24 protein-coding genes and 1 tRNA gene are annotated in these 23,438 nt (G+C 35.5%); 5 read left to right on the top strand and 20 right to left on the bottom strand.

The annotated features are described in order from the left end of the window. Positions 1 to 80: 80 nt before the first annotated feature. Entirely contained in the window at positions 81 to 437 is a 357-nt protein-coding gene (locus tag DNC80_RS02835; protein ID WP_182649042.1) for a lysozyme inhibitor LprI family protein, read from the top strand. Between the two features lie 14 nt (positions 438 to 451). Beyond that, on the top strand, positions 452 to 877 hold the full coding sequence (locus tag DNC80_RS02830; protein ID WP_182649040.1) for a hypothetical protein: 426 nt from the start codon (positions 452 to 454) through the stop codon (positions 875 to 877). A 334-nt stretch (positions 878 to 1,211) separates the two neighbouring features. Here the strand turns inward: DNC80_RS02830 and DNC80_RS02825 are convergent, their stop codons facing one another. After that, complete coding sequence (locus tag DNC80_RS02825; RefSeq protein WP_182649038.1) at positions 1,212 to 2,600, bottom strand: dipeptidase; 1,389 nt, start codon at positions 2,598 to 2,600, stop codon at positions 1,212 to 1,214. A 111-nt stretch (positions 2,601 to 2,711) separates the two neighbouring features. Here DNC80_RS02825 and DNC80_RS02820 point away from each other — a divergent pair. Next, positions 2,712 to 2,793 (top strand) — tRNA-Leu (locus DNC80_RS02820). A gap of 193 nt (positions 2,794 to 2,986) precedes the next feature. Here the strand turns inward: DNC80_RS02820 and DNC80_RS02815 are convergent. The 9 genes from DNC80_RS02815 to DNC80_RS02775 form a co-directional block, all read right to left on the bottom strand. Further along, positions 2,987 to 3,226, bottom strand: a complete 240-nt coding sequence (locus DNC80_RS02815; RefSeq protein ID WP_182649036.1) for a hypothetical protein — start codon at positions 3,224 to 3,226, stop codon at positions 2,987 to 2,989. Between the two features lie 211 nt (positions 3,227 to 3,437). Continuing rightward, entirely contained in the window at positions 3,438 to 3,599 is a 162-nt protein-coding gene (locus DNC80_RS02810) for a hypothetical protein (protein WP_182649034.1), read from the bottom strand. A gap of 171 nt (positions 3,600 to 3,770) precedes the next feature. Then, positions 3,771 to 4,112 carry a helix-turn-helix domain-containing protein gene (locus DNC80_RS02805; RefSeq protein WP_182649032.1) on the bottom strand — a complete coding sequence of 114 codons (342 nt, stop codon included), beginning with the start codon at positions 4,110 to 4,112 and terminating at the stop codon, positions 3,771 to 3,773. Continuing rightward, a complete protein-coding gene (locus DNC80_RS02800; protein ID WP_182649030.1) occupies positions 4,109 to 5,563 on the bottom strand; it encodes a hypothetical protein in 1,455 nt (484 codons plus the stop codon). The genes DNC80_RS02805 and DNC80_RS02800 overlap by 4 nt, the downstream gene beginning before the upstream one ends. Next, the gene (locus DNC80_RS02795) at positions 5,547 to 5,822 is read right to left on the bottom strand and encodes a hypothetical protein (protein WP_182649028.1); all 276 of its coding nucleotides are present in this window, start codon (positions 5,820 to 5,822) and stop codon (positions 5,547 to 5,549) included. The genes DNC80_RS02800 and DNC80_RS02795 overlap by 17 nt, the downstream gene beginning before the upstream one ends. A 6-nt stretch (positions 5,823 to 5,828) precedes the next feature. Continuing rightward, positions 5,829 to 6,122: a helix-turn-helix domain-containing protein gene (locus tag DNC80_RS02790; protein ID WP_182649026.1), complete on the bottom strand. Its 294-nt coding sequence runs from the start codon at positions 6,120 to 6,122 to the stop codon at positions 5,829 to 5,831. A gap of 71 nt (positions 6,123 to 6,193) precedes the next feature. After that, on the bottom strand, positions 6,194 to 7,195 hold the full coding sequence (locus DNC80_RS02785) for a hypothetical protein (protein ID WP_182649024.1): 1,002 nt from the start codon (positions 7,193 to 7,195) through the stop codon (positions 6,194 to 6,196). An 11-nt stretch (positions 7,196 to 7,206) separates the two neighbouring features. Continuing rightward, a complete protein-coding gene (locus DNC80_RS02780; RefSeq protein WP_182649022.1) occupies positions 7,207 to 8,538 on the bottom strand; it encodes a site-specific integrase in 1,332 nt (443 codons plus the stop codon). Positions 8,539 to 8,850: 312 nt separating this feature from the next. Then, positions 8,851 to 10,614, bottom strand: a complete 1,764-nt coding sequence (locus tag DNC80_RS02775; protein WP_182649020.1) for a DUF885 family protein — start codon at positions 10,612 to 10,614, stop codon at positions 8,851 to 8,853. A 180-nt stretch (positions 10,615 to 10,794) separates the two neighbouring features. Between DNC80_RS02775 and DNC80_RS02770 the strand changes: the two genes are divergently transcribed. Continuing rightward, positions 10,795 to 12,942, top strand: coding sequence for a M3 family metallopeptidase (locus tag DNC80_RS02770; RefSeq protein ID WP_182649018.1), 2,148 nt, complete (start codon positions 10,795 to 10,797; stop codon positions 12,940 to 12,942). Positions 12,943 to 13,019: 77 nt separating this feature from the next. Here the strand turns inward: DNC80_RS02770 and DNC80_RS02765 are convergent, their stop codons facing one another. From DNC80_RS02765 to DNC80_RS02740, 6 genes are all read right to left on the bottom strand, one after another. Next, complete coding sequence (locus tag DNC80_RS02765) at positions 13,020 to 13,382, bottom strand: nuclear transport factor 2 family protein (RefSeq protein ID WP_158728438.1); 363 nt, start codon at positions 13,380 to 13,382, stop codon at positions 13,020 to 13,022. A gap of 75 nt (positions 13,383 to 13,457) precedes the next feature. Further along, a complete protein-coding gene (locus tag DNC80_RS02760) occupies positions 13,458 to 14,366 on the bottom strand; it encodes a pseudouridine synthase (protein ID WP_144891393.1) in 909 nt (302 codons plus the stop codon). Positions 14,367 to 14,752: 386 nt separating this feature from the next. Further along, positions 14,753 to 15,709, bottom strand: coding sequence for a geranylgeranylglycerol-phosphate geranylgeranyltransferase (locus DNC80_RS02755; RefSeq protein ID WP_182649016.1), 957 nt, complete (start codon positions 15,707 to 15,709; stop codon positions 14,753 to 14,755). 89 nt (positions 15,710 to 15,798) lie between these two features. Beyond that, positions 15,799 to 16,737, bottom strand: coding sequence for a mevalonate kinase (locus tag DNC80_RS02750; protein ID WP_182649014.1), 939 nt, complete (start codon positions 16,735 to 16,737; stop codon positions 15,799 to 15,801). A gap of 51 nt (positions 16,738 to 16,788) precedes the next feature. Beyond that, positions 16,789 to 16,983 (bottom strand): hypothetical protein, encoded by a 195-nt coding sequence (locus DNC80_RS02745; protein ID WP_182649012.1) that lies wholly within the window; start codon positions 16,981 to 16,983, stop codon positions 16,789 to 16,791. A gap of 43 nt (positions 16,984 to 17,026) precedes the next feature. Next, entirely contained in the window at positions 17,027 to 18,109 is a 1,083-nt protein-coding gene (locus DNC80_RS02740; protein WP_182649010.1) for a diphosphomevalonate/mevalonate 3,5-bisphosphate decarboxylase family protein, read from the bottom strand. Positions 18,110 to 18,416: 307 nt separating this feature from the next. Between DNC80_RS02740 and DNC80_RS02735 the strand changes: the two genes are divergently transcribed. Next, the gene (locus DNC80_RS02735) at positions 18,417 to 18,893 is read left to right on the top strand and encodes a TspO/MBR family protein (RefSeq protein ID WP_182649008.1); all 477 of its coding nucleotides are present in this window, start codon (positions 18,417 to 18,419) and stop codon (positions 18,891 to 18,893) included. Positions 18,894 to 18,940: 47 nt separating this feature from the next. Here DNC80_RS02735 and DNC80_RS02730 read toward each other — a convergent pair whose 3' ends face one another. From DNC80_RS02730 to DNC80_RS02715, 4 genes are all read right to left on the bottom strand, one after another. Next, positions 18,941 to 19,678 (bottom strand): hypothetical protein, encoded by a 738-nt coding sequence (locus DNC80_RS02730; RefSeq protein ID WP_182649006.1) that lies wholly within the window; start codon positions 19,676 to 19,678, stop codon positions 18,941 to 18,943. Positions 19,679 to 19,761: 83 nt separating this feature from the next. After that, entirely contained in the window at positions 19,762 to 20,982 is a 1,221-nt protein-coding gene (locus tag DNC80_RS02725; protein ID WP_182649004.1) for an NAD(P)/FAD-dependent oxidoreductase, read from the bottom strand. Further along, positions 20,979 to 21,656, bottom strand: coding sequence for a glycerophosphodiester phosphodiesterase family protein (locus tag DNC80_RS02720; RefSeq protein ID WP_182649003.1), 678 nt, complete (start codon positions 21,654 to 21,656; stop codon positions 20,979 to 20,981). The genes DNC80_RS02725 and DNC80_RS02720 overlap by 4 nt, the downstream gene beginning before the upstream one ends. An 81-nt stretch (positions 21,657 to 21,737) precedes the next feature. Next, the gene (locus tag DNC80_RS02715) at positions 21,738 to 23,390 is read right to left on the bottom strand and encodes an alpha-amylase family glycosyl hydrolase (RefSeq protein ID WP_182649001.1); all 1,653 of its coding nucleotides are present in this window, start codon (positions 23,388 to 23,390) and stop codon (positions 21,738 to 21,740) included. Between the last annotated feature and the right edge of the window lie 48 nt (positions 23,391 to 23,438).

Below are 23,438 nucleotides of genomic sequence, written 5' to 3'. Positions count from 1 at the left end.
GTAGCTTGATTTAGGTTTGTTTCAAATAAGTACAAGTCCGCGGTAACGACCTGTTGAACCACAATCAAATAACAACTAAAATGAAAATAAAATATTATACCATTGTTCTAATTGCTTTATTTTTTTCTACTAATTCCTTTTCTCAAACACAGTTAGAAATGAATAAAGCGGCTGATGCTAAATACAAAAAAGCTGATGCCGAACTCAATAAAGCGTACAAGCAATTATTATCAATTCTTGATCAAAATGATAAGTTATTATTGATTCAAGCTGAAAAGGATTGGGTTAAATTTAGAGATTCAAGCTGTAAATTTGAATCTTCACAATATGAAGGCGGAAGTATAAAACCACTCATCTATTCAACTTGTTTAGAAGAATTAACAAGGAAAAGAATTTTAGAAATTAAAGCAAGTATAAAGGAAAGAACCAAGAAATAATAGCAACCTTTTTTATGGACTTTACCTTTACAAAATATAGTTTTGTTAACGCGCTATGGTCATTGATTCCAATTTTTCCAACTTGGACATTAATTCCGGGTGTTTTTGCAGCTATGAGCTTGGAGAAAATCACTGGTGACTGCACAACGGGCTATTCAATTGTTCTTTGGTTTTCAGCGTTAATGGCAATTGGAATGATGATTTACTATGGCTATAGATTGGACAAGATTTTGTTAAAGACAAAAAAAGAAGTGAAGCGTAATTTTAGATTTTACTCTTTGATACTATACACTTTGTCAAATACTGCTATACTGATAACTATGCTTGGCGTGGATTTGGTATGTAACGGAGATGGCCAAACTTTTTTAATGTGCATAATGTCAGGACCACTTGCAAGTTTAGTTCTTATTACTTTTGGGTTTTTAATGGATTTGAAGTAGCGTATTTCTACAAGTTTTCTACAACTAAAACCATTTTATCTCCTAAAAAAAAACTATCAACTAGCACTATTTTGCGTTAAGGATGGAAGTGGAAATCCTTTTTAGACGTCGTTTTTAGGCGGCTAAAAAGATTGAGAACGAACAGCCTGACCTTGTTGCTTGACGAATTGTGTTGTTCAAGAAGGATTTTCTGCAACAAGGGAACGCCCAAAAAAAATCCGCCCTGTGGAGAGCGGATTTGTGTTATTATTTACGTCACTTCGAGTAGCGCAGCGTATCGAGAAGTTGGTTCCGTTTCTCTTTACAAAAAAACTCGAACTGACGGCATTAATTATTATTTTGACAATTCTACAAAATACTTGTAAAACAACGGTATGGTTTCGATTCCTTTGAGGTAATTGAAGATCCCGAAGTGTTCGTTTGGCGAGTGAATGGCATCGCTGTCGAGACCAAATCCCATGAGGATGGTTTTTGATTTCAATTCTTTTTCGAACAAAGCTACGATAGGGATGCTGCCTCCGGAACGCACGGGAATGGCCGGTACGCCAAAGGTTTCGGTATAGGCCATGTTTGCGGCTTTGTAGCCAATGCTGTCTATTGGGGTTACGTAGCCTTGCCCGCCGTGATGCGGTTTTACCAAAACGGTTACGCCTGCAGGGGCAATGCTGTTGAAATGTTTAGTGAATAATTCCGTAATTACTTCCCAGTCTTGATTAGGCACTAAACGCATAGAGATTTTGGCGTATGCTTTACTGGCAATTACGGTTTTGGCACCTTCGCCGGTGTAGCCGCCCCAAATTCCGTTTACGTCTAGCGTTGGTCGGATGGAGTTTCTTTCGTTGGTTACATAGCCTTTTTCGCCGTACACATCGTTAAGTTGCAAGGCATTTTTGTATTTTTCTAAGCTGAAGGGCGCTTTGGCCATTTCGGCTCTTTCTTCAAGAGATAATTCCTCAACATTGTCATAAAAACCCGGAATAGTGATGTGGTTGTTCTCGTCGTGAAGGGAAGCGATCATTTTAGCCAACACGTTGATAGGGTTTGCTACGGCACCACCGTACAATCCAGAATGCAAGTCGCGGTTAGGACCTGTAACTTCCACTTCTACATAACTCAAGCCGCGCAATCCTGTTGTGATAGACGGTTGTTGGTTAGAGATCATTCCGGTATCTGAAATTAAAATCACATCGTTTTTAAGTTTCTCTTGGTTGCGTTCTACAAACCAGCTTAAACTTTTGGAGCCAATTTCTTCTTCGCCCTCAATCATGAACTTGACGTTGCAAGGCAAAGTGTTTGATTGTACCATGTATTCCAGCGCTTTTACGTGCATGTACATTTGGCCTTTGTCATCACAAGATCCACGGGCAAAAATGGCGCCTTCGGGATGAATATCGGTTTTTTTAATTACGGGTTCAAATGGGGGAGACGTCCACAATTCCATTGGGTCTGGCGGTTGCACATCATAATGTCCGTAGACTAAAACGGTTGGTAAATTAGGGTCGATGATTTTCTCGCCATATACGATTGGGTAGCCTGGTGTGTCGCAAATTTCGACAAAATCACAGCCTGCTTTCTCTAAACTAGCTTTTACGGCATCGGCAGTTTCAAAAACATCGTGCGAATAAGCGGTATCAGCACTTACGGACGGAATTTTTAATAATTCGATTAACTCATTGATAAAGCGTTCTTTGTGTTCTTGAACGTATGCTTTTATGTTTTCCATTAGTTGAATGTTGTTTATATTTTCAAAAGTACAAAAAAGAGTATGAATATTTTTTATCAAAATTGTTTTGAATATTCGAAGTTAAGTGTATCTTTGCACCCACAATTGCACGCGGATATGGTGAAATTGGTAGACATGCCAGACTTAGGATCTGGTGCCGCAAGGCGTGTAGGTTCGAGTCCTATTATCCGCACAAACATTAAGGCTTAAACGACTGATATTCAGTTTTTTAAGCCTTTTTTATTTTATATTTTGCCGACAATCTGCCAACAAATGAAAAAAAACCGCTTTTTGGCTCAAATTAGGGGAAATAAAAAACCCCAACTTTAAAGTTGAGGTTTTCGGGCGTTGTGCTTATTTAAAATTACCGTGAGAAATTTTGTTTTTTAGACTGGATTTTTTTCGTTGTACTTACTGTAATTTTCAAAGTGTCCATTAGACAATATAAAATAATAGGCTTGGTTTTTACATCGCATTTCTAAATCAAAGGCTTTTTTTAATTCGTTGTTGCTTTTGTTTAAACTTTCGATAACTTCAAATTGTGCTAGTACAATATCTGTATATTGCTTTGTGTCTGTTGCTTTTTTGTGTAATTTTTTTAATGTGTTAACTGTTTTTGCATTCATAATCTTTGATTTTAGGAAATATAAAACCCGTGTAGTTTAGGTGTCCTACGCCTCAAAGAGAGCGTTACAGCCCTTTCGGGTACTGCCACCATTCCACACGGGAGAAGTTTTTTAGATTTCATAATACTTTGAGTTTAGGAATGGCAAATATATACAAAAACCCGTGCAATCAACACGGGTTTTTTCATCAATCAAAAAATAATTAGGCTAATCACTTCCTAACTTTGCGTTTATGTTTCCAGTTTTCGGCACTCATATAGTTTTGAATAGTCCTAAAAGAACAATCTAAAAGTTTGCCTATTTCCTTACTGTTTAAGCCTTTACAATAATATTCGTAGGCTTTGGCTTTGTCTATTTCCTTTTTTTGGTACATAATTAACAATTTAGTGATAGTCAAATGGTACAAAATTCACACATAATCGAGGTTTTGTAAACGAACTTATTTAAAAGCGTTTTAGCGTACTTTTTTAGCGAAATAAATATAGTACCCCCCCCTATAGTTTTATTGTTCCTGTGTGCGTCTTATTATACAAATCGACCCTTTTTATTTAGTTTCGAGTTGTTGAATAACTAAGATTAAGTTTTTTATATCAACTATCGGGGTTGTTTTGTCTATTGACATTGCTAACAATCTATTTTTTAGATTGGCTAGTGTCGTGGTTTCAATCGTTTGGGCTTGTTTCCACTCTTTCGACCATTTGCCTATTGTCTTTTCTGTAATCCCTAATTTTTCGCCTATTTCCTTTTGGGTTAAATCCATTTTATACAATTCTAAGGCTTTTGCCTTTTGTAGTATAGTTTGTTTCAACGTTGGGCGACCGCCTTTTTTGTTAGTTAATGTTTCAACTGGTTGGGCTTCATTGTAGCCATAATTTACATTTTTCATAATTCGATATTTAATTTATTTATAAGTTTTATAAGTTTTCGGGAACGGTAAGAGGTTAAGACAATCGGGACGGGTTGGGCTTCAATCGTGACTTTGAAAATTTGCCTTATCCATTCGGGCGTTGTGCTTATTTCTTTTTGTTCTAACCTATCGGCATACGTTCCCGATACGGTGGCATATTCGACCAATAGCAATAAATTACTTTTGGCGATGGTGTCCAGTAGCAAAGCCAAATTTTCGTTTTCGACCTTTTTTATATTTTGTCGGTTCATCTTTCTTTTTTTGGCTTGTGTTGAGTTGTTGCAATGCTTTGAACAATATTTAGTATTTATCATTTTATGGGAAATATCGACCTCACAGCTACAACACTTTCGAGAGTGATTTTTTACCCCATTTTCGACCATTTTTTTTGTATTGGTTTTGATACTGTTTTTTGATTGTTTTATGTTACTATTTCCCTGTTCATCTAAAGGGGGAAATGGTAACATTTTCGACCCTCTTTTTTGGCTGTCAATTCCTTTCGAAAAGTTGGGGAAATGGTAACATTTTACGGCTGTCAATTCATCTAGTTTTTTGCTCAATAAATCGCCTATTTCGGTTTGAGTTGTTGAGGTGCTGAAACGTTCTGAAAGTTCCCTAAAATGAGTTGTAGCCCTTTTGCGTTGCATTTTGGTAAACTTCGCCCAATTGGTAGCATCCAAATAGTACAGCATCTTTTTGGTTTCCCTATCGCTCATATCCCGAAGCTTCAAACCTTTGTCGTGAAAAATTACATTAGCCCAAAACTCGCATAAAGCTATTTTAACGGCTTCAAGTTTTGAAACGTCCAACAAATCGGCTAATACATTAATATTGAATTTGTGGGCGTGCCTTGACTTCTTAAAAGCATATTCCAGTCTTAAAAGGTTTTTATTAGTTCCTGATTGTTTGCCTTTGTCGTATATTTTTAAAGCGTATTCAGTTCTTGAAATCATACGACCCACATTTGCGCCCTCTATTTTTAGCAAAACAAAATTCTCATTTTGATAAGCCCGAAGCCCTGATATTACTTGTTTTATAGATTGATTTATGTTGAGGTTTGCCCCCGCTTCAAAGGTTTGGATTAAGGCGGTGTTTGGATTGACTGCAAAGAGTTTTTCAAGTTCTTGAATGGTATTAACCAACATAGAAAAATCAAAGTCGTAAGCGTTATTTAATCCGTGATTGTGATATACTGCAAGCGACCCTTTTATAAAGCAATGCACGGTATCGGAAACTGTGGACGGTATCAAATGGAACGATAACCCACGATAAAAAGCAACCTTGTTTTTTGTTAAAATTTCGCCCGTAGCTTCATCAACACTACTATAAAACTTTAACAAAATATTGCTATGCCAATCGTGGGGAAAAGTCCCGATACATCTTATTTTAATCCCGTCAATCACTCGCAAATAATTATTTAAGTAATTCACTTAAAGCCATTTCTAACGACTGACAAACAAAAAAGGCGACCTTATCGGGATTAGGAAAAATAACAGCTTGCAAAATTGCCTTTGCGTTGTTGATGTTTAAATCTATTGCATTGGCATTTGTTTGGAATGTGTATAATCTTAATAAGGCTTTTGCGTTGGCGAGGGTGTCGCATTTGTCGGCATACGTATCTATGGCGTGCATCGTATTAACTTCATCTAATACGGTTTGTATTAGGTGGATTTTTTCGGCTTTATTCATAACAAATTAGCGTTTAGAGTTAATTTGTTGAAGTGAAGCCAAAACCTCATTTTCTTTAAAGCGTACTTTGTTGCCCACACGGTAAGCAATCAAAATGTTTGACTTTACCCAATTATGAAGCGTAACAAGTGAAACGCCTAAAAGTTTGGCGGTTTCGTCCCTTGTTATTAGCCTATCTGTTGACGGGTTGGGCTGTTGTTGAAGTAATTTTATTTGACTTTCTAGGTTGTCAAATCTTTGTAATAGGGTTTCTGCTGAAATCCCTTGTACTTGTACGGTAGTGATAGCGGTTGCACTCATAAATATATAATTTTATGGTGCAAACCTCTATAAAGATTAAAGGTAGGACGGGGGCAACGGTCGTCCGTTCTTTATTTTATTGCTTTTAAATCATTCTCGATTTTAGTTTCAAGTTCTTTAAAATCAATGCTTTTGGCGTGTTTTAATAAGCTTGTGTAATTTTGTTTGGTTCTTACGTTTTCATTGTCGTTTGTGGACTGAACGGACAACCAATATTTATAAAATTTTGTATCAATTATTTTATTTGGGCAATCAATCCCACTTAATAAGCAAATTAATTCCGCTTGTTTTGAATTATCTTGACTAACTTTTTGTTTGTTGAAAATTCCAATTTCTGAAAGGTTTTGAAACAACAAGGCTATTTGCTTTTGGCTTAATTTACTGGTTGAGGTTTCAACTGGTTGGACTTCAATTTGTGGGTTTTCTAATTCAAATATCTTGTTTTCTAAATATTGAATTTCTTTAATTTTTATTACTTCAAAACAAAAATCCCTACAAATAGTTTCATTGTCTAATTTCTCAATCAAAGCCCCGTTTAAAATCGTATCTAAATAAATAAATTCCTCATTTTTCAATTTGGATAATTTGTTTTTATAGTAGTCTATTTTAGGCAACGGACTACTAACAAAGTCGTTTTCTATTTCTTCAATTGAAACCTCTAACATTACTGGCATTAGTCCATTAATCCACGAATAAACATTGTCGGTATTGGGTTTGAAAGTTTCTAATTCGTTTGTGTCAAAATAAAAATATTTGCTTTTTGTATTTATTTTATCGGGTGTAAACCAATCCAAAAAAGGGACTTTATGCAATGCGTTTTTTAATACTTTAATTTCATTTTCATAATAATTTTTAGTTTCAATTTCACTTTTTGTAAGTCGTGCCAATGGTTGGGTAATTATTCCTTTTGCTATTCGCCTACTAAAACGACGGTATTCTTTTACAGCTAATTCATTTGATAATCTTTCGTAAAAAGGTAAATCGCAAATTTGCCCTATATTGTAGTATGTAGTCGCTATTTCTTTTAAATATTTGTCAATATCTAATAGTCTAAAATTTATATTTTCAATCATTTAAACGGGCTTTAAATTACTCTTAAATTGTTGTTTTTGGTTTTTTGTTCTTTGTCCTCATTATCCCAATGCGCCCCCAGTATATCGGCAAACTCGCTGTTAGTTATCTTTATATAACTTAAAAACTGGGTTTCGGTAGCGTGTCCCGTGATTGCCATAATTGTTTTATTTGGTAGTTTCCCGTAGAGGTTGGTAGCAAATGAACGCCTACAAGTGTGTGAACTAATTAACTCCCATTTTTTAAACGTTCCTGATTGTTTACGGTGTATTGAAACTTCGGGCGTGGTGTCGGTTTTCTCTTTTATGATTATTTTATTCATTTTTGCACCCTCGACCTTTTCATTAATCCCGACCGTTTGGCAAACCTCTTTTACATATTCGTTAAATTTTTGGTCTGAAATAGTGTTAGGTAATTCGCCATTACGTTTGTCTAAAATCTCTTTTATTTGTGTATGTATTGGAATAATCACTTTTTGCCCCGTTTTAAACGTGGTAATCGTAATGTTTTTGTCGTTCAGATTGCTTTGGTCTAACCTCAAAAAATCAGATATTCTTAACCCTGTGCGCAAGCCTATTATAAATAAATCTCTAGTGTTTGATAAGCGTAAATTGTCTTTAAAATCGTGCTTGAAAACTTTGTTTATTTCGGCTTCATTCAAGTAAACGTCTTTTGTTTCGTTTTGAATTGCTGAAAAGTCAGAGTGTTTGTATTGTGGGTTTATCGGGTAGCCCTCTAGTTCAATGTTTTTGCACCACATTTTAAAATTAGTGATATAACCCCCGATAGTGTTGTTCCCTAAATTTTCTACCGTTCTACAATAATCAACAAAGGCACGGTAAAACTTTAGGTCGATATTCTCAAAACGCAATCGAGTTTTTTTTGAGGCTTCAAAATCTTTCAACTTATTTATAGTGGTTGTATAATGCTGAATAGTTCTTTTTGAAATAGGTTTTCCCTTGTGTAGTCTTATTGGGGCTTCATCTATAAACTTTTGCACCCAGTCCAAGAAATAAATTTTATATTGTTCGTTTGTTGAAGCACGCCCAAAAAACTTATCTATGTTTATTTTTAGCCAATCTTTACCGATATACTGTTTTGAATTGTATTCTATATTATAAGTTTGTATGATGTACTTTTCTAAATCAATCAAATTGTTGTTTATAAAATCCCTTTGGGTTTCGTCCGCTTTTGCTCTTACTTGCTGTTTTGTATTATTCCAATTATCAAAATCAACTGATAAGCCCGTTTTTGCTTTTTGGTCGAATTGGCGACCGTTCCAAAATCGCATATAAATAGGGGGAAATTGGTTTTTTCCTTTGATTACAAAATATCGTACTTTCATAGCTTCATTTATTTGGTGCTAATTTAATAACTTTCCAACTATTTGCCGACAATATTTGTGTTTATTTTTATCTAGCTTTATCTTACTTAACTATACTATTGATTGTAAAGCCTTGTATTTATTAAGTTTGTTGGGGTTTTTGTTGAAATTTAAGAGGTGGCTAAAAACTCGAAATAAAGAGCGTGCTAGTCCTATTATCCGCACGAAAAGCCCAAACGAAAGTTTGGGCTTTTTTTATGTTTTTTAACGGTATTTCGTATAATCCATAAAAAAAGCTTCTCGTGTTGAGAAGCTTTTTTAGTATGATTGTTTTTATTTGCCTTCAACCCACTCATTAATTTTTTGTTCCAATAAAGCTAAGGGCATCACTCCTGATTCCAATACTTTTTCATGGAATTTTTTAATATCAAATTTGCTGCCTAATTTAGTTTCGGCTTTTTTACGGAGCTCCATTATTTTTAACTGTCCAATTTTATATGACAAAGCTTGCCCTGGAATTGCCATGTAGCGCTCTATTTCAGGAATGATACTCGCTTCACTTTCGGCTTCGTTGGCTAAGGAATATTTAATGGCTTGTTCTCTCGTCCAGCCTTTTGCGTGTAGTCCGGTGTCAACTACCAAGCGTACCGCACGGTGCATTTCGTTGCCTAACATTCCAAAATATTGATACGGATCTTGGTACAAGCCTAGCTCTTTACCTAAACTTTCTGTGTACAAAGCCCAACCTTCACCATAAGCACCAAACCAATTGAATTTTCTAAAATCAGGAAGACTTTTGTTTTCTTGCTGTAAGGAAATTTGAAAATGATGCCCCGGAATAGCTTCGTGTAAAAACAAATCTTCGTCGCCATACATATTGTATTCTTTTACATTCGGAATCGGAACATAAAAAATCCCTGGACGTGTTCCATCTGCCGTTCCTTGATTGTACTCGGCACTGGCAGTTTGCTCTCTAAAAGCTTCGGTGCGTCTTACCTCAAATTTTGTTTTTGGCTGTAAAGCAAATAGCTTGTCAACATTAGGTTTAATTCGGGTGTAAATACTGTTAAAGTTGGCAATAACTTCCTCTGGTTTGGTAAAAGGTTTTAACTCTTTTTTGTTTCTCACTTCTTCAAAAAACTCAATCAAAGTGCCTTTGAAACCTACTTGGGCTTTTACTTTTTCCATTTCGGCAGTCAGTCTCGCTACTTCTTTCAATCCCAATTCATGAATTTCCTCAGGAGTTTTAGTGGTGGTGGTCCATTGTTTTACATAAGCTGCATATAGTTTTTTTCCAAAAGGTAAACTGCCTATTCCGCTAGTTGCTCTTGATGCTGGCAGGTATTCTTTGTTCAGAAAATCAGCCATTTTCTTGTACTGCGGAATCAATTTAGTGGTGATTGTTGCCGTGTATTTTGCCGTTAAGTCTTTCTTGATGCTTTCAGGAAAAGATGCTGGCATTAATTTTATCGAAGAATAAAATAAATTGTCTTCGATATTTGGAGTTTCCATCGAGGCAAATTGAGGAATTAATTTTACGGTCAACGCTTTTGGTAAAACCACTCCTTTGTCTAATCCTTTTTTCATGTACACCATTGCCGAATCAATCCAAACGGCATATTTGTCCATTCGTTTTAAAAAGTTGGTGTAATCTTGTTCTGTTTTAAAAGGTTGAGCACCAGTTCCACCCGCAAACTGCCCCATGGTCAAGTGTGTTCCCCAAAATTGATGAACCGGAATTAAATTAGTTGGCTGTTCTAATACTTCTTTTCCAACTTCAATTTCCCATTTGATGATTTCGTAACTGTTTTTTTCTTCTTCAGATAAATCGGCTACAGCAACATTTTGCAACTCTGTTTGGTATTTGTCAAAAAAAGCCGCTTGCGTTTTTCTGTAACTATCGGTCATTTCAAATTGCAACTGATCGTTGTACTCGTTTTGGCCACTTTGGGTTGCACCCAATGGATCTAGTGCATTCTTATCGTCAAAATAGCTTTTTGTTAAGCTAGTAAAATCTTGCTTTTTATCTTCAGATTTACAGTTTACTAACAGCAGGGCAGTAGTTACTGTAAAAAGTAGAGCGGTTATTTTTTTCATAATTTAGGTTTGTGATTTAAATAGCTAATGTATTGATTTTATTTCAATACTTAAATTATGATCTTGAAATCCTTTTAGAGAACTAGCTCTTCTTTATCATAAAATTAAGTTAAGGCAAAGCTGTGATTGGTGTATGAAAAGGATTTAGGTTAAATTTACGTTACTAATTAACAAATTGAAATGAGAAAGAAATCCCTTTTTCTGATGCTAGTCATCGGAAATATGCTCACCATCCAAGCACAAGAAAAAAAAGAAAACACCACTATGAATCCATTTTTTCAGGCTTATAACACGCCTTTCAATGTTCCGCCGTTTGACAAGATCAAGAACGAACATTTTAAACCCGCCATTTTAGAAGGAATTAGTAAGCATCAAGCGGAAATTGATGCTATTGCAAATAATACGCAGCCTGCTACTTTTGATAATACCATCCTAGCGATGGAAAATGCAGGCGAATTATTATCGAATGTGAATACGGTTTTTTCTAATTTGAACTCTGCGAATACCAACAAGGAAATTCAAAATATCGCCAAAGAAACAGCACCTAATCTATCGGCGCACCGCGATAACATTTACTTGAACGAAAAATTATTTGCTAGAGTAAAGTCGCTTTGGAACCAAAAAGAAAGTTTGGGTTTGAATTTAGAACAAGCTAAAATTTTAGACAATGCCTACAAAGATTTTGTTCGAAGCGGCGCTAATTTGTCTAATTCAGATAAGGAAATATTACGCAAAATCAATGGTGATTTGTCCTTGACAAGTTTAAAATACGGTCAAAACATTTTGGTGCAGACCAATAGTTATGAATTGGTTATTGATGCTAAGAAAGATTTAGCTGGATTGCCTCAAGGACTTATTGATGCCGCTGCCGCCGATGCTAAAGCAAAAGGCAAAGAAGGCAAATGGCTTTTTACACTTTCTAATTCTAGTGTGATGCCGTTTTTGCAATACAGTTCAAATAGAGAATTGCGTCAACAAATTTGGAATGCGTATCAAACTAGAGCCAACCATGAAGATGCTTTTGACAATAAAGCGAATGCGGTTGCACTAGCTAATTTACGTGGACAAAAAGCACGTTTATTAGGGTACAAATCACACTCTGATTATGTTTTGGAGGAATCAATGGCTAAGACACCCAAAAATGTAAACAAGCTCTTGAATGATTTGTGGAAACCAGCTCTTGAAATTGCCAAAACAGAAGCTGCTGATATTCAAAAAATGATGGTGAAGGATGGCATTAAAGGTGCGGTTCAACCATACGATTGGCGATATTACACTGAAAAAATCAGAAAAGAACGTTTTGATCTTGACGAAGAAGAATTGAAACCTTATTTCAGTTTGGATAATGTGCGCAAAGGTGTTTTTCAAGTAACCGAAAAGTTATATGGGATTCAGTTTAAAGCCTTAACAGATGTACCAAAATACCATGAAGATGTAACGGTTTGGGAAGTTTTAGAAAAAGACGGAACGCACTTAGGAGTTTTATACATGGATTTTCATCCACGTGAGTCGAAACGTGGCGGCGCTTGGATGACATCTTATCGCAGCCAAAAAACGGTGGATGGCAAGCGCGTTGCTCCAGTTGTTTCTATCGTTTGTAATTTTACAAAACCCTCTGCAACTGCGCCAGCATTGTTAACTTTTGATGAGGTGACCACTTTCTTTCATGAATTCGGACATTCATTACACGGTCTATTGTCTAATGTAACGTACAGAAGTCTTGCAGGAACTAGTGTTCCAAGAGATTTTGTTGAACTTCCATCGCAAATCATGGAGAACTGGGCAGCAGAGCCTGAGGTTTTAAAAATGTATGCCAAACACTATCAAACTGGAGCAGTAATACCAGAAACGCTAGTAAATAAACTAAAAAAAGCAGGAACTTTTGACCAAGGTTTTACAACGACAGAATACCTAGCAGCTTCGCTATTGGATTTAGAATACCACTCACAAACCAAAGACATTACTGTTGATGCTAACGTTTTCGAAAAAGCAGCCATGACAAAAATTGGTTTAATTCCATCGATTATTCCTAGATACCGCAGTACGTATTTTAGTCATATTTTTTCTGGTGGCTATTCTTCTGGGTATTACAGTTATATTTGGTCAGGTGTTTTAGATACTGATGCTTTTGAAGCTTTTAAAACAACAACTCTTTTCAATCCAGAGAAAGCTAAATTATTCCGTGAAAATGTGTTAGAAAAAGGAGGAACTGAGGATCCAATGGTTTTGTACAAACGTTTCCGTGGAGCTGAGCCTAGCATTGAACCACTTTTAAGAAAACGTGGTCTGGACAAAAAACAAGAGCCAGTAAAGAAATTAAAAGGCTAGTCCTAGTTATTGCATACAAGAAAGCCCTATAACAGCACTTTGCTGTTATAGGGCTTTTTTTTAATATCAAAAAGAGCTTACCCGTGGTATACGCGAGAAGCTATTATTTTATCGTCTTTAATTTCAAGGACCTCTGCAACAAGTAAATCTTCTTCGCCTACAACGGTACGGGTATATTCCATGAAAACACGGTCGCCATTTGCAGTAAGTGATTTTACTTTGTAATTCAAACTCGGTAATCGTTCAAAGGCATCTTGCCACCAAGCGCGCAACGCTTCTTTACCCGTTACAAAACCGTCACTTTCGGGTTTGTACATTTTTAATTTTGGACTATAATGTATGGCTTCATCATCATACAGAGATAGTAATTTTTCTAATTCTTTAGCATTGAAAGTTTCAAACCATTTAAAAGCAATAGATTGTAATTTTTCTGGAGTCATACGTGTTTGTTAGTGTATAAAAAAATCCCTTTTCGAAAAAACCGAAAGGGATTAAAATGAAATTTTGAAAAGCGTTTATACGTTTTTCAAATTGATAATTTCTTGTTCAGTAAGCAACCTCCAGTTTCCTCTTGGTAAATTCTTTTTGGTTAAACCAGCAAAAGCAACTCTATCGATTCGCAATACATCATAGTCAAAATGCTCAAAAATAGAACGAACTACTTTCACATTTGAAGAACGCAATTGCAATCCAATTTCACTTTTTGCTTCGCCATCAATATAACTTACGTCTTCTACAAAAACACGGTGACCGTCTAGCGTTAATCCTTTTTGGATTTTTTCTAAATCTTCAAATTTTAGATTTTTGTCTAATGAAACTTGGTAAATCTTAGATGATTTTTGACTTGGCAACGTAAATTTACGAATCATATCAGTGTCATTCGTGAACAACAACAAACCAGTTGTGTTTTTGTCCATTCTCCCAACCGCACCAATTTTTGCAGTCGTTGAACCTTTAACTAGTTCCAAAACGTTACGGTATTCCTGACCTTCGTCCATGGCTGTCGTAAAGTTTTTAGGTTTGTTCAACAAGATGTATACTTTTTTCTCCGGAGTCAATGTAGATCCATCAAAATTAACAACATCGCCTGGTTTTACCATGTATCCCATTTCGGTTACAGGAATTCCATTTACTTTTACCGTCCCAGATTGTATGTAAATATCGGCATCACGACGTGAACACGCACCAGAATTGGCAATATATTTATTCAAACGAATTTCGTCTTTTACTTTCGGTCTCTTTGGTGCTTGATTTGGTTTTTTCTCTACTTTATCAGTAGCAATATCGGCAACTTTAGTAGTAACTTTAACTTTTTTCGGCCCTTGGGCGCGCTTCTGCATGGCAGGTTTTGGCTTATTCGAACTTGGTCTTGAGCTGTTTGCTCTTGGACCACTTTTCTTATTATTGCCTTCCTTGTTATTCATAATATTCCAATAATTTATGCAAAGATACTATTTATATACTTGGCAATCAATAACCACAAATTATAAAAACGCTAACTGGCTTGTTAGTAAGCTAATTTATATGTTTAAGTATCGTTTTTTTGGGAGCTATTTAGCTGCGCTGAATCTTCGATGTCCCGCTATCGTTTCAAATGGAATTCACTGAACTCCAATTAGAATAAAATATTGTGAAGTAATCTTTTATTTTTTAAAGGAAAAAATAAAAGGATTTTCACTGCAAACGAAGTTCACTGAATTTCGCAGAAAGTAGAAATATAGTGAAGTAATCGGGGCTATCTTCAATCAAGTATTTAGGAGTCTTTCTGAGTATATTTGCAATCCTTTTCTATGCTAAGACTAGAATAAATCTAAACCGTCATCAATAATTTTTTTCCGTGCCACAGTACACTCGGATTAATGAGTACAATACAAAAAACACCTGCAACAATAAGAAATTTCAAGACGTTGTGAAGTAATAAAAATTGAGATTTAGCATTGGATTTCCACAAGTAAAGCAAGAAAAAAATCAAAACAATAAGGCTGGAGTAAAAGTAAATATCCATGTACCCCACATCATAAATAGCAATCAAAAGATATACAGGCACTATAGTGAGTAGTGTTAATAAAGTAATGACTTTTTTTGATTGTGATTCGCCATACACCACAGGAATAGTCTGGTAGTTATTGATTAAATCGCCTTTTAAGTTCTCTAAATCTTTGATCATTTCTCGTATGAGCAGTAGTAAAAATAAAAAGGATGCATGGGCAAAAATAACACCAAGTTGTTGTTTGTAATTTTCAATTTCTTCAAATGGAATCCGCGTATAAAAGTACAAGAGGATTGCAAAAAAAGGCATTACAGCCAGTAACGAAGCGGTAAGATTTCCTATGATAGGATATTTTTTTATTTTATGAGAATAAAACCAAATGAAAAAGATGTATCCTGAAAAGAATAAAAATACACGCCAAGATACAAACAACGCCATCAAGGCTACAATGAAATTCAATGCAAAATAAACGTTTAGTTTAGTTTTTTGACTCACCAAACGATCCAACATCGATTTAGTTGGCCTGTTGATTAAATCTTTTTGACTGTCGTAAAAATTATTGATGATGTAACCCGAAGCAATCGTAAGTGACGAGGCAAAAACCAGTATAAAAAGATTAAAATTGAGTACAATGTCAAGTGCTCTTTTCTCTGGTGCCAATATAAAAATTGCCGACAGATATTGTGCAATAATAATGACAGGAATGTTATATCCTCGCACAACAGAGAACAAACTTGCAATTTTCATTATTAGAAGTTTGTGTTGTCTGCTTAACATTTTAAATTGGTTAAAGAGTATTTGAGTACGTGGTACAAATGAGTGTATTAAGAAACTCCCTGATGAATGAGTCAGGGAGTTTGTATTTTTTAAAACTGATAAACTACTTCTAGTTTGTAATCTTTAAGAGAAGCTTTGGCTCTTTCTAAGTCCTCGGTAAAACCAAGAATGTAGCCACCACCGCCTGATCCGCATAATTTCAGGTAATAGTCATTACTGTCAATACCTTGTTGCCAAATGCCGTGAAATTGCTCAGGAATCATTGGTTTAAAGTTATTTAAAACTACTTTTGAAAGTTTCTTTGTGTTCATGAATAGTGATTTCATGTCTCCTCCTAAGAAATTTTCAACGCAAGCATCCGTGTATTTTACAAATTGATTTTTCAACATGGTTCTAAAACCTTTGTCTTTCAGGTTTTCCATAAAAATGTTGACCATCGGTGCGGTTTCGCCTACAATACCTGAATCTAACAAAAACACAGCGCCTTTACCATCAAAACTTTGAGTAGGAATGCCTGTTGCTTCGATATTATCTTTCGAATTAATTAAAATTGGAATACTCAAGTAACTATTCAAAGGGTCTAAACCAGAACTTTTTCCGTGGAAAAAACTCTCCATTTGAGAAAATATATTCTTTAACTGCAATAATTTTTCACGAGTTAGGTTCTCTAAAACCGTGATTTTATGGTGCGCATATTTATCATAAATAGCTGCAACTAAAGCGCCACTACTTCCTACACCATATCCTTGCGGAATGCTAGAGTCAAAATACATTCCCGTATTAACATCTTCTTTTAATAAGTCAAGGTCAAAAGTAACTAGTTCCGGTTGCTCCGTTTGCAAAGTTTCTAAATAAACAACAAATCGTTTTAAATGACCGTTTGATTTAATAGCCTCTTCAGATGGATTTTCGTCTCTTTTTAAAGCGCCGTTGTAAAAGTTATAAGGAATAGAAAGCCCTTTTGAGTCACGGATGATTCCGTATTCTCCAAAGAGTAATATTTTTGAATAAAATAATGGTCCTTTCATATGTATTTTTAAATTAACAATTTGGGGTTGGTAATTATACTGTATTTAATTTTATAAATCCAATTGATCGCCTCGATTGTCTTCTTGGATTTTAATTTCAATCTGTTCTTGTTCTTCGGCTGATAATTCCGTCCAAACAGTTTGTTGTTGTTTTTCAAAAATGTTTCTAACGGCTACTAATAAAGATGCATCAGTAGTTGCGAGTAACATTTTGATCAATTCTATTTTTTCTGATTGAATATTCATCAACTTCTTTTTTTAAGAATGTTTAAAGATACACAAAAAAAGATTAAACAAGCGCTGCTCCGTTTCCTATTTGATCACAAATGTACTGCCCATTTTGACAATAGCCAACTAATTCGTCTTTAATAAATTGCAAAACTTTTTCGCTAACGTTTTCGGGATACAAAACATGTACATTGGCACCTGCATCAAGCGTGAAACAAACCGGAATTTTGGTCTCATTCCTGAATTTCCAAATGGCATTAATGATTTGTAATGTGTTTGGTTTCATCAAGATAAAATACGGCATGGAGGTCATCATCATGGCGTGCAACGTCAAGGCTTCACTTTCTACAATTTTGATAAATGCGTTTAAATCGCCACTTTCAAAAATAGTAATCAGTGCATCTAAATTTTCATGCGCTTGTGCAAATCGCCTTTCGGCAAAAGGATGGTTGTGCATCAAGTCATGACCCACGGTACTTGAAACTTGTTTTTCGCCTTTGTCAACCAGTAAAATTGTATCTTGAAAATTTTTAAAATTAGGATGGATCGCATGTGGGAATTCCACTCCAAATAAGTCTGAACTTCCAGGAATGTTGGCTTGGTTTCCCCAAACCACGACTTGTCCTTTTACACTACGGCAAGCACTTCCTGAACCCAAACGGGCAAGTAAAGACGCTTTTTGATAGAAATAATCTTCAGACATGGCTGGGTTTAACGCTTTTTCTAAACTCATCAAGTTCATGGCCAAAGCAGCCATTCCTGATGCTGATGACGCAATTCCGGAACTATGCGGAAATGTGTTTTCGGTATCAATTGTAAAATGATAGTCTTTTAAAAACGGCAAATAGATTTCTATTCGCTCCAAAAACTTTTGAATTTTCGGTTTGAAATCTTCTTTGGGCTGCCCTTCAAAAAGCAAATCAAAAGAGAAAGAACCGTCGTTTTCTTTTTTGGCGAAAGCCAATTTGGTAATCGTTTTGCAATTATTCAATGTAAAACTCACCGATGGATTAGCTGGAATCTGATTGTCTTTTTTGCCCCAATATTTTACGAGTGCAATATTACTGGGTGCGCTCCATTGAAAATTCCCGCTTTCAACTGTATTGGTATATGATGATGGAATAAAATCGTTTGCTGCAATCATAAAATGAAAAATTTACGCAAAGATACTTTTTTTAGGTTATTTGTTTATTGGATTAGATGGTTAATCGTTCGAAAGATTTAAGTAAATTTGTACTACAAGAAGGAGTATATGAATAGTGTATGTTAATCAGAGAATTTTTTCGACAAAGGAATCTCTTTGTAACATTTATAGTTGAACTGTCATCGTTAATAGAAATTTAACTTTCTTAATTTCTTACTAGTTAGAGATTGGAGTTATATGAAATTAAATATTACGTTTGATTTCTATTAAAATGACCTAATTAATTGGAAAAACAAATAAAATAAAAATGAATAAAATCACCCGAATACTAGTAGCAGTTGTTATTTGTCTTGCCATTGGATATACATCAGGAATGGTGACTCGCTCCTCCATTACAACTTGGTATCCTACTTTAATCAAACCTAGTTTTAATCCGCCCAATTGGATTTTCGCACCAGTTTGGAGTACCTTGTATGCTATGATGGGTGTAGCCGCAGGATTGGTGTGGAACGAAATTAAAAGCAATGAAGAGGTCGTGAAAAAAGCCTTAATTTTCTTTTTGATACAACTGGGTCTAAATGCTTTATGGTCGTATTTGTTTTTTGGTTTGCATAACCCAATGCTCGCAGGATTAGAAATAATTGTGCTATGGTTAATGATTTATGAAACTTATGTTCAGTTTGCAAAGATTAACAAGATTGCGGGCTATTTGTTTATTCCTTATTTGGCATGGGTGAGTTTTGCTGCGGTTTTGAACGGAAGTATTTGGTGGTTGAATAGATAGTTGACAGTTTACAGTCTCAGTTAGCAGTTTGTTTAATAACTTAAAGTTTATAAGCTTTTAAAATGTAATATTTTACTACTCATGAATTCTTGCAGTGAAAGTATATTTTGCAGTGCAGCAATTATTTTCGACTTGGGGTCTTTGTTGCAAAAGTCTAGAAAAGCAGCTATTTTTTCTTGACGAAGTTGTAAGTTGTCAGTATAAAATTCTGTTTCGATTTGGGTTTTTGCTGCTTCCGCGAAAGGTAATACAGGACCTTTTGTATCGATTTCGGTATTCTTCTTTTTGAACAACTTAGCTATCATTCCTCCAATTCTCATTATATCCATACCGTTTTCAATGGTGCCAGTGTAAACGCCAGGGTTTTTTAGTTTGCTAGCATTTTTCTCTAATGTGTATTGATCCCGTTTGGCTTGTTCCCATTTGGCATCTTTACTTAATTTGATTGAAGGAGTGTTTTGTACCACTACTTCTTTTAGTTCTTCCACTTTGGCGACCAAAGTCATGTTGATGAATCCTTGTTTTAAAATTGCAGCTGTAACTTTCAATTCTTTTATTTCATGATTTTTGGCTACAAAAACCAATTGATCGTTGGCTTCAACTGTAATGGTAAATTTACCTTCAGTATCTGTCAAGGCCACATTTTTACTTGTAGCATTGATAACCTCTACTTTGTTTGCCACATTTTTATCAAAGATTATTTGCCCTTGAATACGTTCTGTAACCTGCGAAAATCCACTTTGATAAAGCAAAAAAAGAAGTAAAGCGAGTAATTTTGTTTTCATAAAGTTCTGATAATAGACTGGTAAAGGTATCAGAATCATCTTAAATAAAACTTACTGAAGTTTTAAACTCTTGTTAATTAAAATCAAATAGAGTGCGCTACAATAAACCCACTTGTCCAAGCATTTTGAAAATTGAATCCTCCAGTGATGGCATCAATATTCACAATTTCTCCAGCAAAATATAGGTTTTGATGCAACTTGCTTTCCATAGTTTTAAAGTTGATTTCTTTTAAATCAATTCCGCCAGCTGTTACAAACTCTTCTTTAAAAGTACTTTTTCCATTCACTTGAAATGTTCCTTTTGTCAATTGATTCGCTAGATTTTGTAATTGCGTTTTCGACAAATCGGCCCATTTTGTCTCCACTTCAATTCCGGAAGCGAGTACCAAACTTTCCCATAATCTGTTGGTTAGTTCGAAAGGTGATTTTTTTGAAACTGATTTTTTCGCGTGTTCTTGTTTTAAGTCTTTTAGCTTTTTTTCAACTTCTGATGTGTCTTCATCATTCAACCAATTTACGAAAATGGTAAACTGATAATTTTTGTCATGCAAAATGCGTGCTCCCCAAGCGGAGAGTTTCAAAATTGCTGGGCCGCTCATTCCCCAATGTGTAATTAATAACGGCCCCGTTGATGAGAGCTTTGTATCTTTTACAGTTACGGTAACATGAGCAGCAACTCCGGGTAACTCTTTAATTCTGGAATCTTTAATGTTAAAAGTGAATAGGGAAGGTACCGGGCTGACTACTGCGTGACCAAAATTCTGTAGCATTTCCCAAACTTTCGGATTACTTCCTGTGGCTAAAATTAGCTTTTCTACAAGGTAATTCTCGGTTTGCGTTTCTATCTTCCAAACGTTTTCTCCCGAAACTTCGGGATTGAAAATAGATTGTACGCTTTGTCCCGTAAGAATTGCGATTCCCAATTTTTGTGTTGCCTGAAGAAAACAATCAATAATGGTTTGAGATGAATTCGAAACGGGAAACATACGTCCGTCAGCTTCAATTTTAAGTTCAACACCATGTTTCTCGAACCATTCAATGGTATCACCTGAACAAAATTGATGAAAAGGTCCGCGCAATTCTTTTTCGCCACGAGGGTAAAATTTTACCAATTCATTTGGTTCAAAGCAAGCGTGCGTTACATTGCATCTTCCGCCGCCAGAAATTCGCACTTTTTGCAATACTTCTGCACCGCGTTCTAAAATTGCGACTTTCAGTTTTGGATTTTTCTCCACAATATTAATTGCTGTAAAAAATCCTGCTGCGCCACCACCTACAATTATTATATCGAAATTTTGATTCATATTCTATCGGGGAAATCGGTTATGATTCCGGTTACGTTGTATGTTTTTATTTTTTGAATATCTTCGACTTCATTGATAGTCCAAGGGAAAACCTGAAATCCTTGTGCCTGAATTAGTGCTGTATTTTCTTTTGTTATCAAATGAAAATACGGGTGAATGGATTTTGCTTGTATGGTTTCGGCGAAAGCCAAAGCCAAGTCTAAATCGGTTTCTGTTAATACGCCGATGCCAATTTTATCATTTAACGATGCCACTCGCTGCAACGCATTCCAATCAAAACTAGAAACTAAAAACTGGTCGTATTTCCAGCTTTTTTCAATAACATACTCTTCAATTAGCTCAACCACTTTATCAGTTGCATCATGACTTTTGAGTTCTATATTGATTAAACACTTTTGGTTTGTCAAATCAAAAACTTCCTCGAGCGTGGGGATTTCGTGTTTTCCATCTATTAAAAAAGCCTTCAATTCCTGCAAAGATAATGTGTTTGCAAAACCTTTTCCATCAGTTGTTCGGTCAATAGTTTCATCGTGAATTACGATTATTTCACCATCAGCACTCAAATGCACATCGAGTTCAATGCCATCTGCGTACAGGTCTAATGCTTTTTTAAAGGAAACCAAAGTATTTTCGGGTTCGTATCCTTTTGCGCCACGATGTCCAATTTTGAGCATTGTCTTTTAATTTTTGGTAAAGGTAAACATAAAAAAAACGCCTTTATTTCTAAAGGCGTTCTGGTGTTATTATTTTTAGACTTATTCTTTTAATTCTAATAAAACGATGTCAAATTCAGTATCGATTGTCACTTTTCCATTAGCAACTAGGGCTTCTTTTCCTGAATACGCATCTTTCACTTTGGTTCCGTCAGCGAAAATAGTTCCAACTGAAAGTTCTTTAGTGCCACTTTTTAAATCTAATCCAACAACTACTTTATCTGTATAATCTCCTTTTGAGAAAGTTCTAGAAAAAGTATAGGGTTGAGCCGAAATTTGTTTGTGAATTCCTACTCCAACTGATGGATGATTTTTTCTGAATTGACCTAATTTTTGCCAATGCAACAACGTTTTTTGAGTTTCAGGATTCGATTTAATAGCATCCCAATTCATAAACGATCGTAAGGTAGCATCGCCTTGTGTTCCTTCAATTGCTAACGAACGAGCGCTTTCGTCACCGTAATATACTTGCGATACTCCTGGCGAAAGCAATAATTTGGTTCCCGTTTCCTTATTTTTAGTACGTTTCGCATCAAATGGTGCACCGTCGTCGTGCGATGACATATAATTTAAAACACTAAAGCCTTTCAAGTCATTATTCAGTTTATTGGAATATTTAGAGAAAATAAATTCGTAGTCTTTTTGGGCGTCCCATTTGAATTCGAAATTGATCATGTTGTTGAAACCATTTTTGAAATAGTTTACTTTTTTGTCGCCAAAATCAAAATCTTGACCGCCGCTTATGCCATAATTGTATACTTCGGCTATGGTGTAAAAGGAATTGTTATCTAGCACTTTTGTTGGATTGTTTTTTTTCCAAGTTTCAAATGCGTAATCACATTGGATCTTGAAATCGGCCCAAACGGTTTCATCGGTGTGTTTTACGGTGTCGCCGCGGTATCCGTCAATTCCGTATTCCGTAATATAATCCGTCAACCATTTGATGATGTAATATTTTGGCGCTCTTGGATATCCTGTACGAGCAAAAAACACATCTAGCTCTTTCATTTCTTGTTCGTAACGTCCTTCTTTTTTCCATTTTTCGATTAAAAAAGGAGGTAAAGCCACTGCTTGATTGCTTTCTGTTTTAACATCAGGCAAGTTGGCTACCAGCGTGCAGGCAGTTGTGTTTTCAAAGGATTTGTAATCGCAAGTTGGTCCTGTTCGTACCCAATCTTGAGGCCAAACGCTATCAATAGGAGTAACTGGTCCCGTGTGATTGATTACTCCGTCAAGAATAATTCGGATGCCGTGTGCATGAGCTTTTTGAACTAATGCTGCTAAATCTTCTTTGGTTCCAAAGTTTGGGTCTAAAGCCGTCCAATCTTTGGCCCAGTAGCCGTGAAATCCATAACTCAAACCAGTGCCTTCGTCAACGCCATCGTGAATTTGTTCCACCACTGGAGTAAACCAAATGGCATTGATACCGAGTTTGTCAAAATAACCTTCGTCAATTTTTTGAGAGATTCCCTTGATGTCGCCACCTTCAAATCCGCGCAGTTTTCCTGTGGTTTTATTTCTGTCAAAGTTTAAGTCGTTTGATGTGTCGCCATTATTAAAACGATCCGTCATCAAAAAGTAAACATTCGCCCCTTCCCAAACGAAAGGAGTTTTGTTACTTTCAACAACTGTTTGTGCATTGGAACAACTGTTTAGAATTGTTATGGTAAAAAGTAAAAGGGAATATTTTTTCATTTTTTTTAGTAGTAATTGATGGTTTTTTTTGAAACATATAAGTCATAT

Source organism: Flavobacterium sp. SOK18b, from assembly GCF_014156605.1.
GTDB lineage: Bacteria > Bacteroidota > Bacteroidia > Flavobacteriales > Flavobacteriaceae > Flavobacterium > Flavobacterium tiangeerense.
Note: the sequence above shows the minus strand (reverse complement) of the source record. Positions and strands in the feature narration are given on the sequence as shown.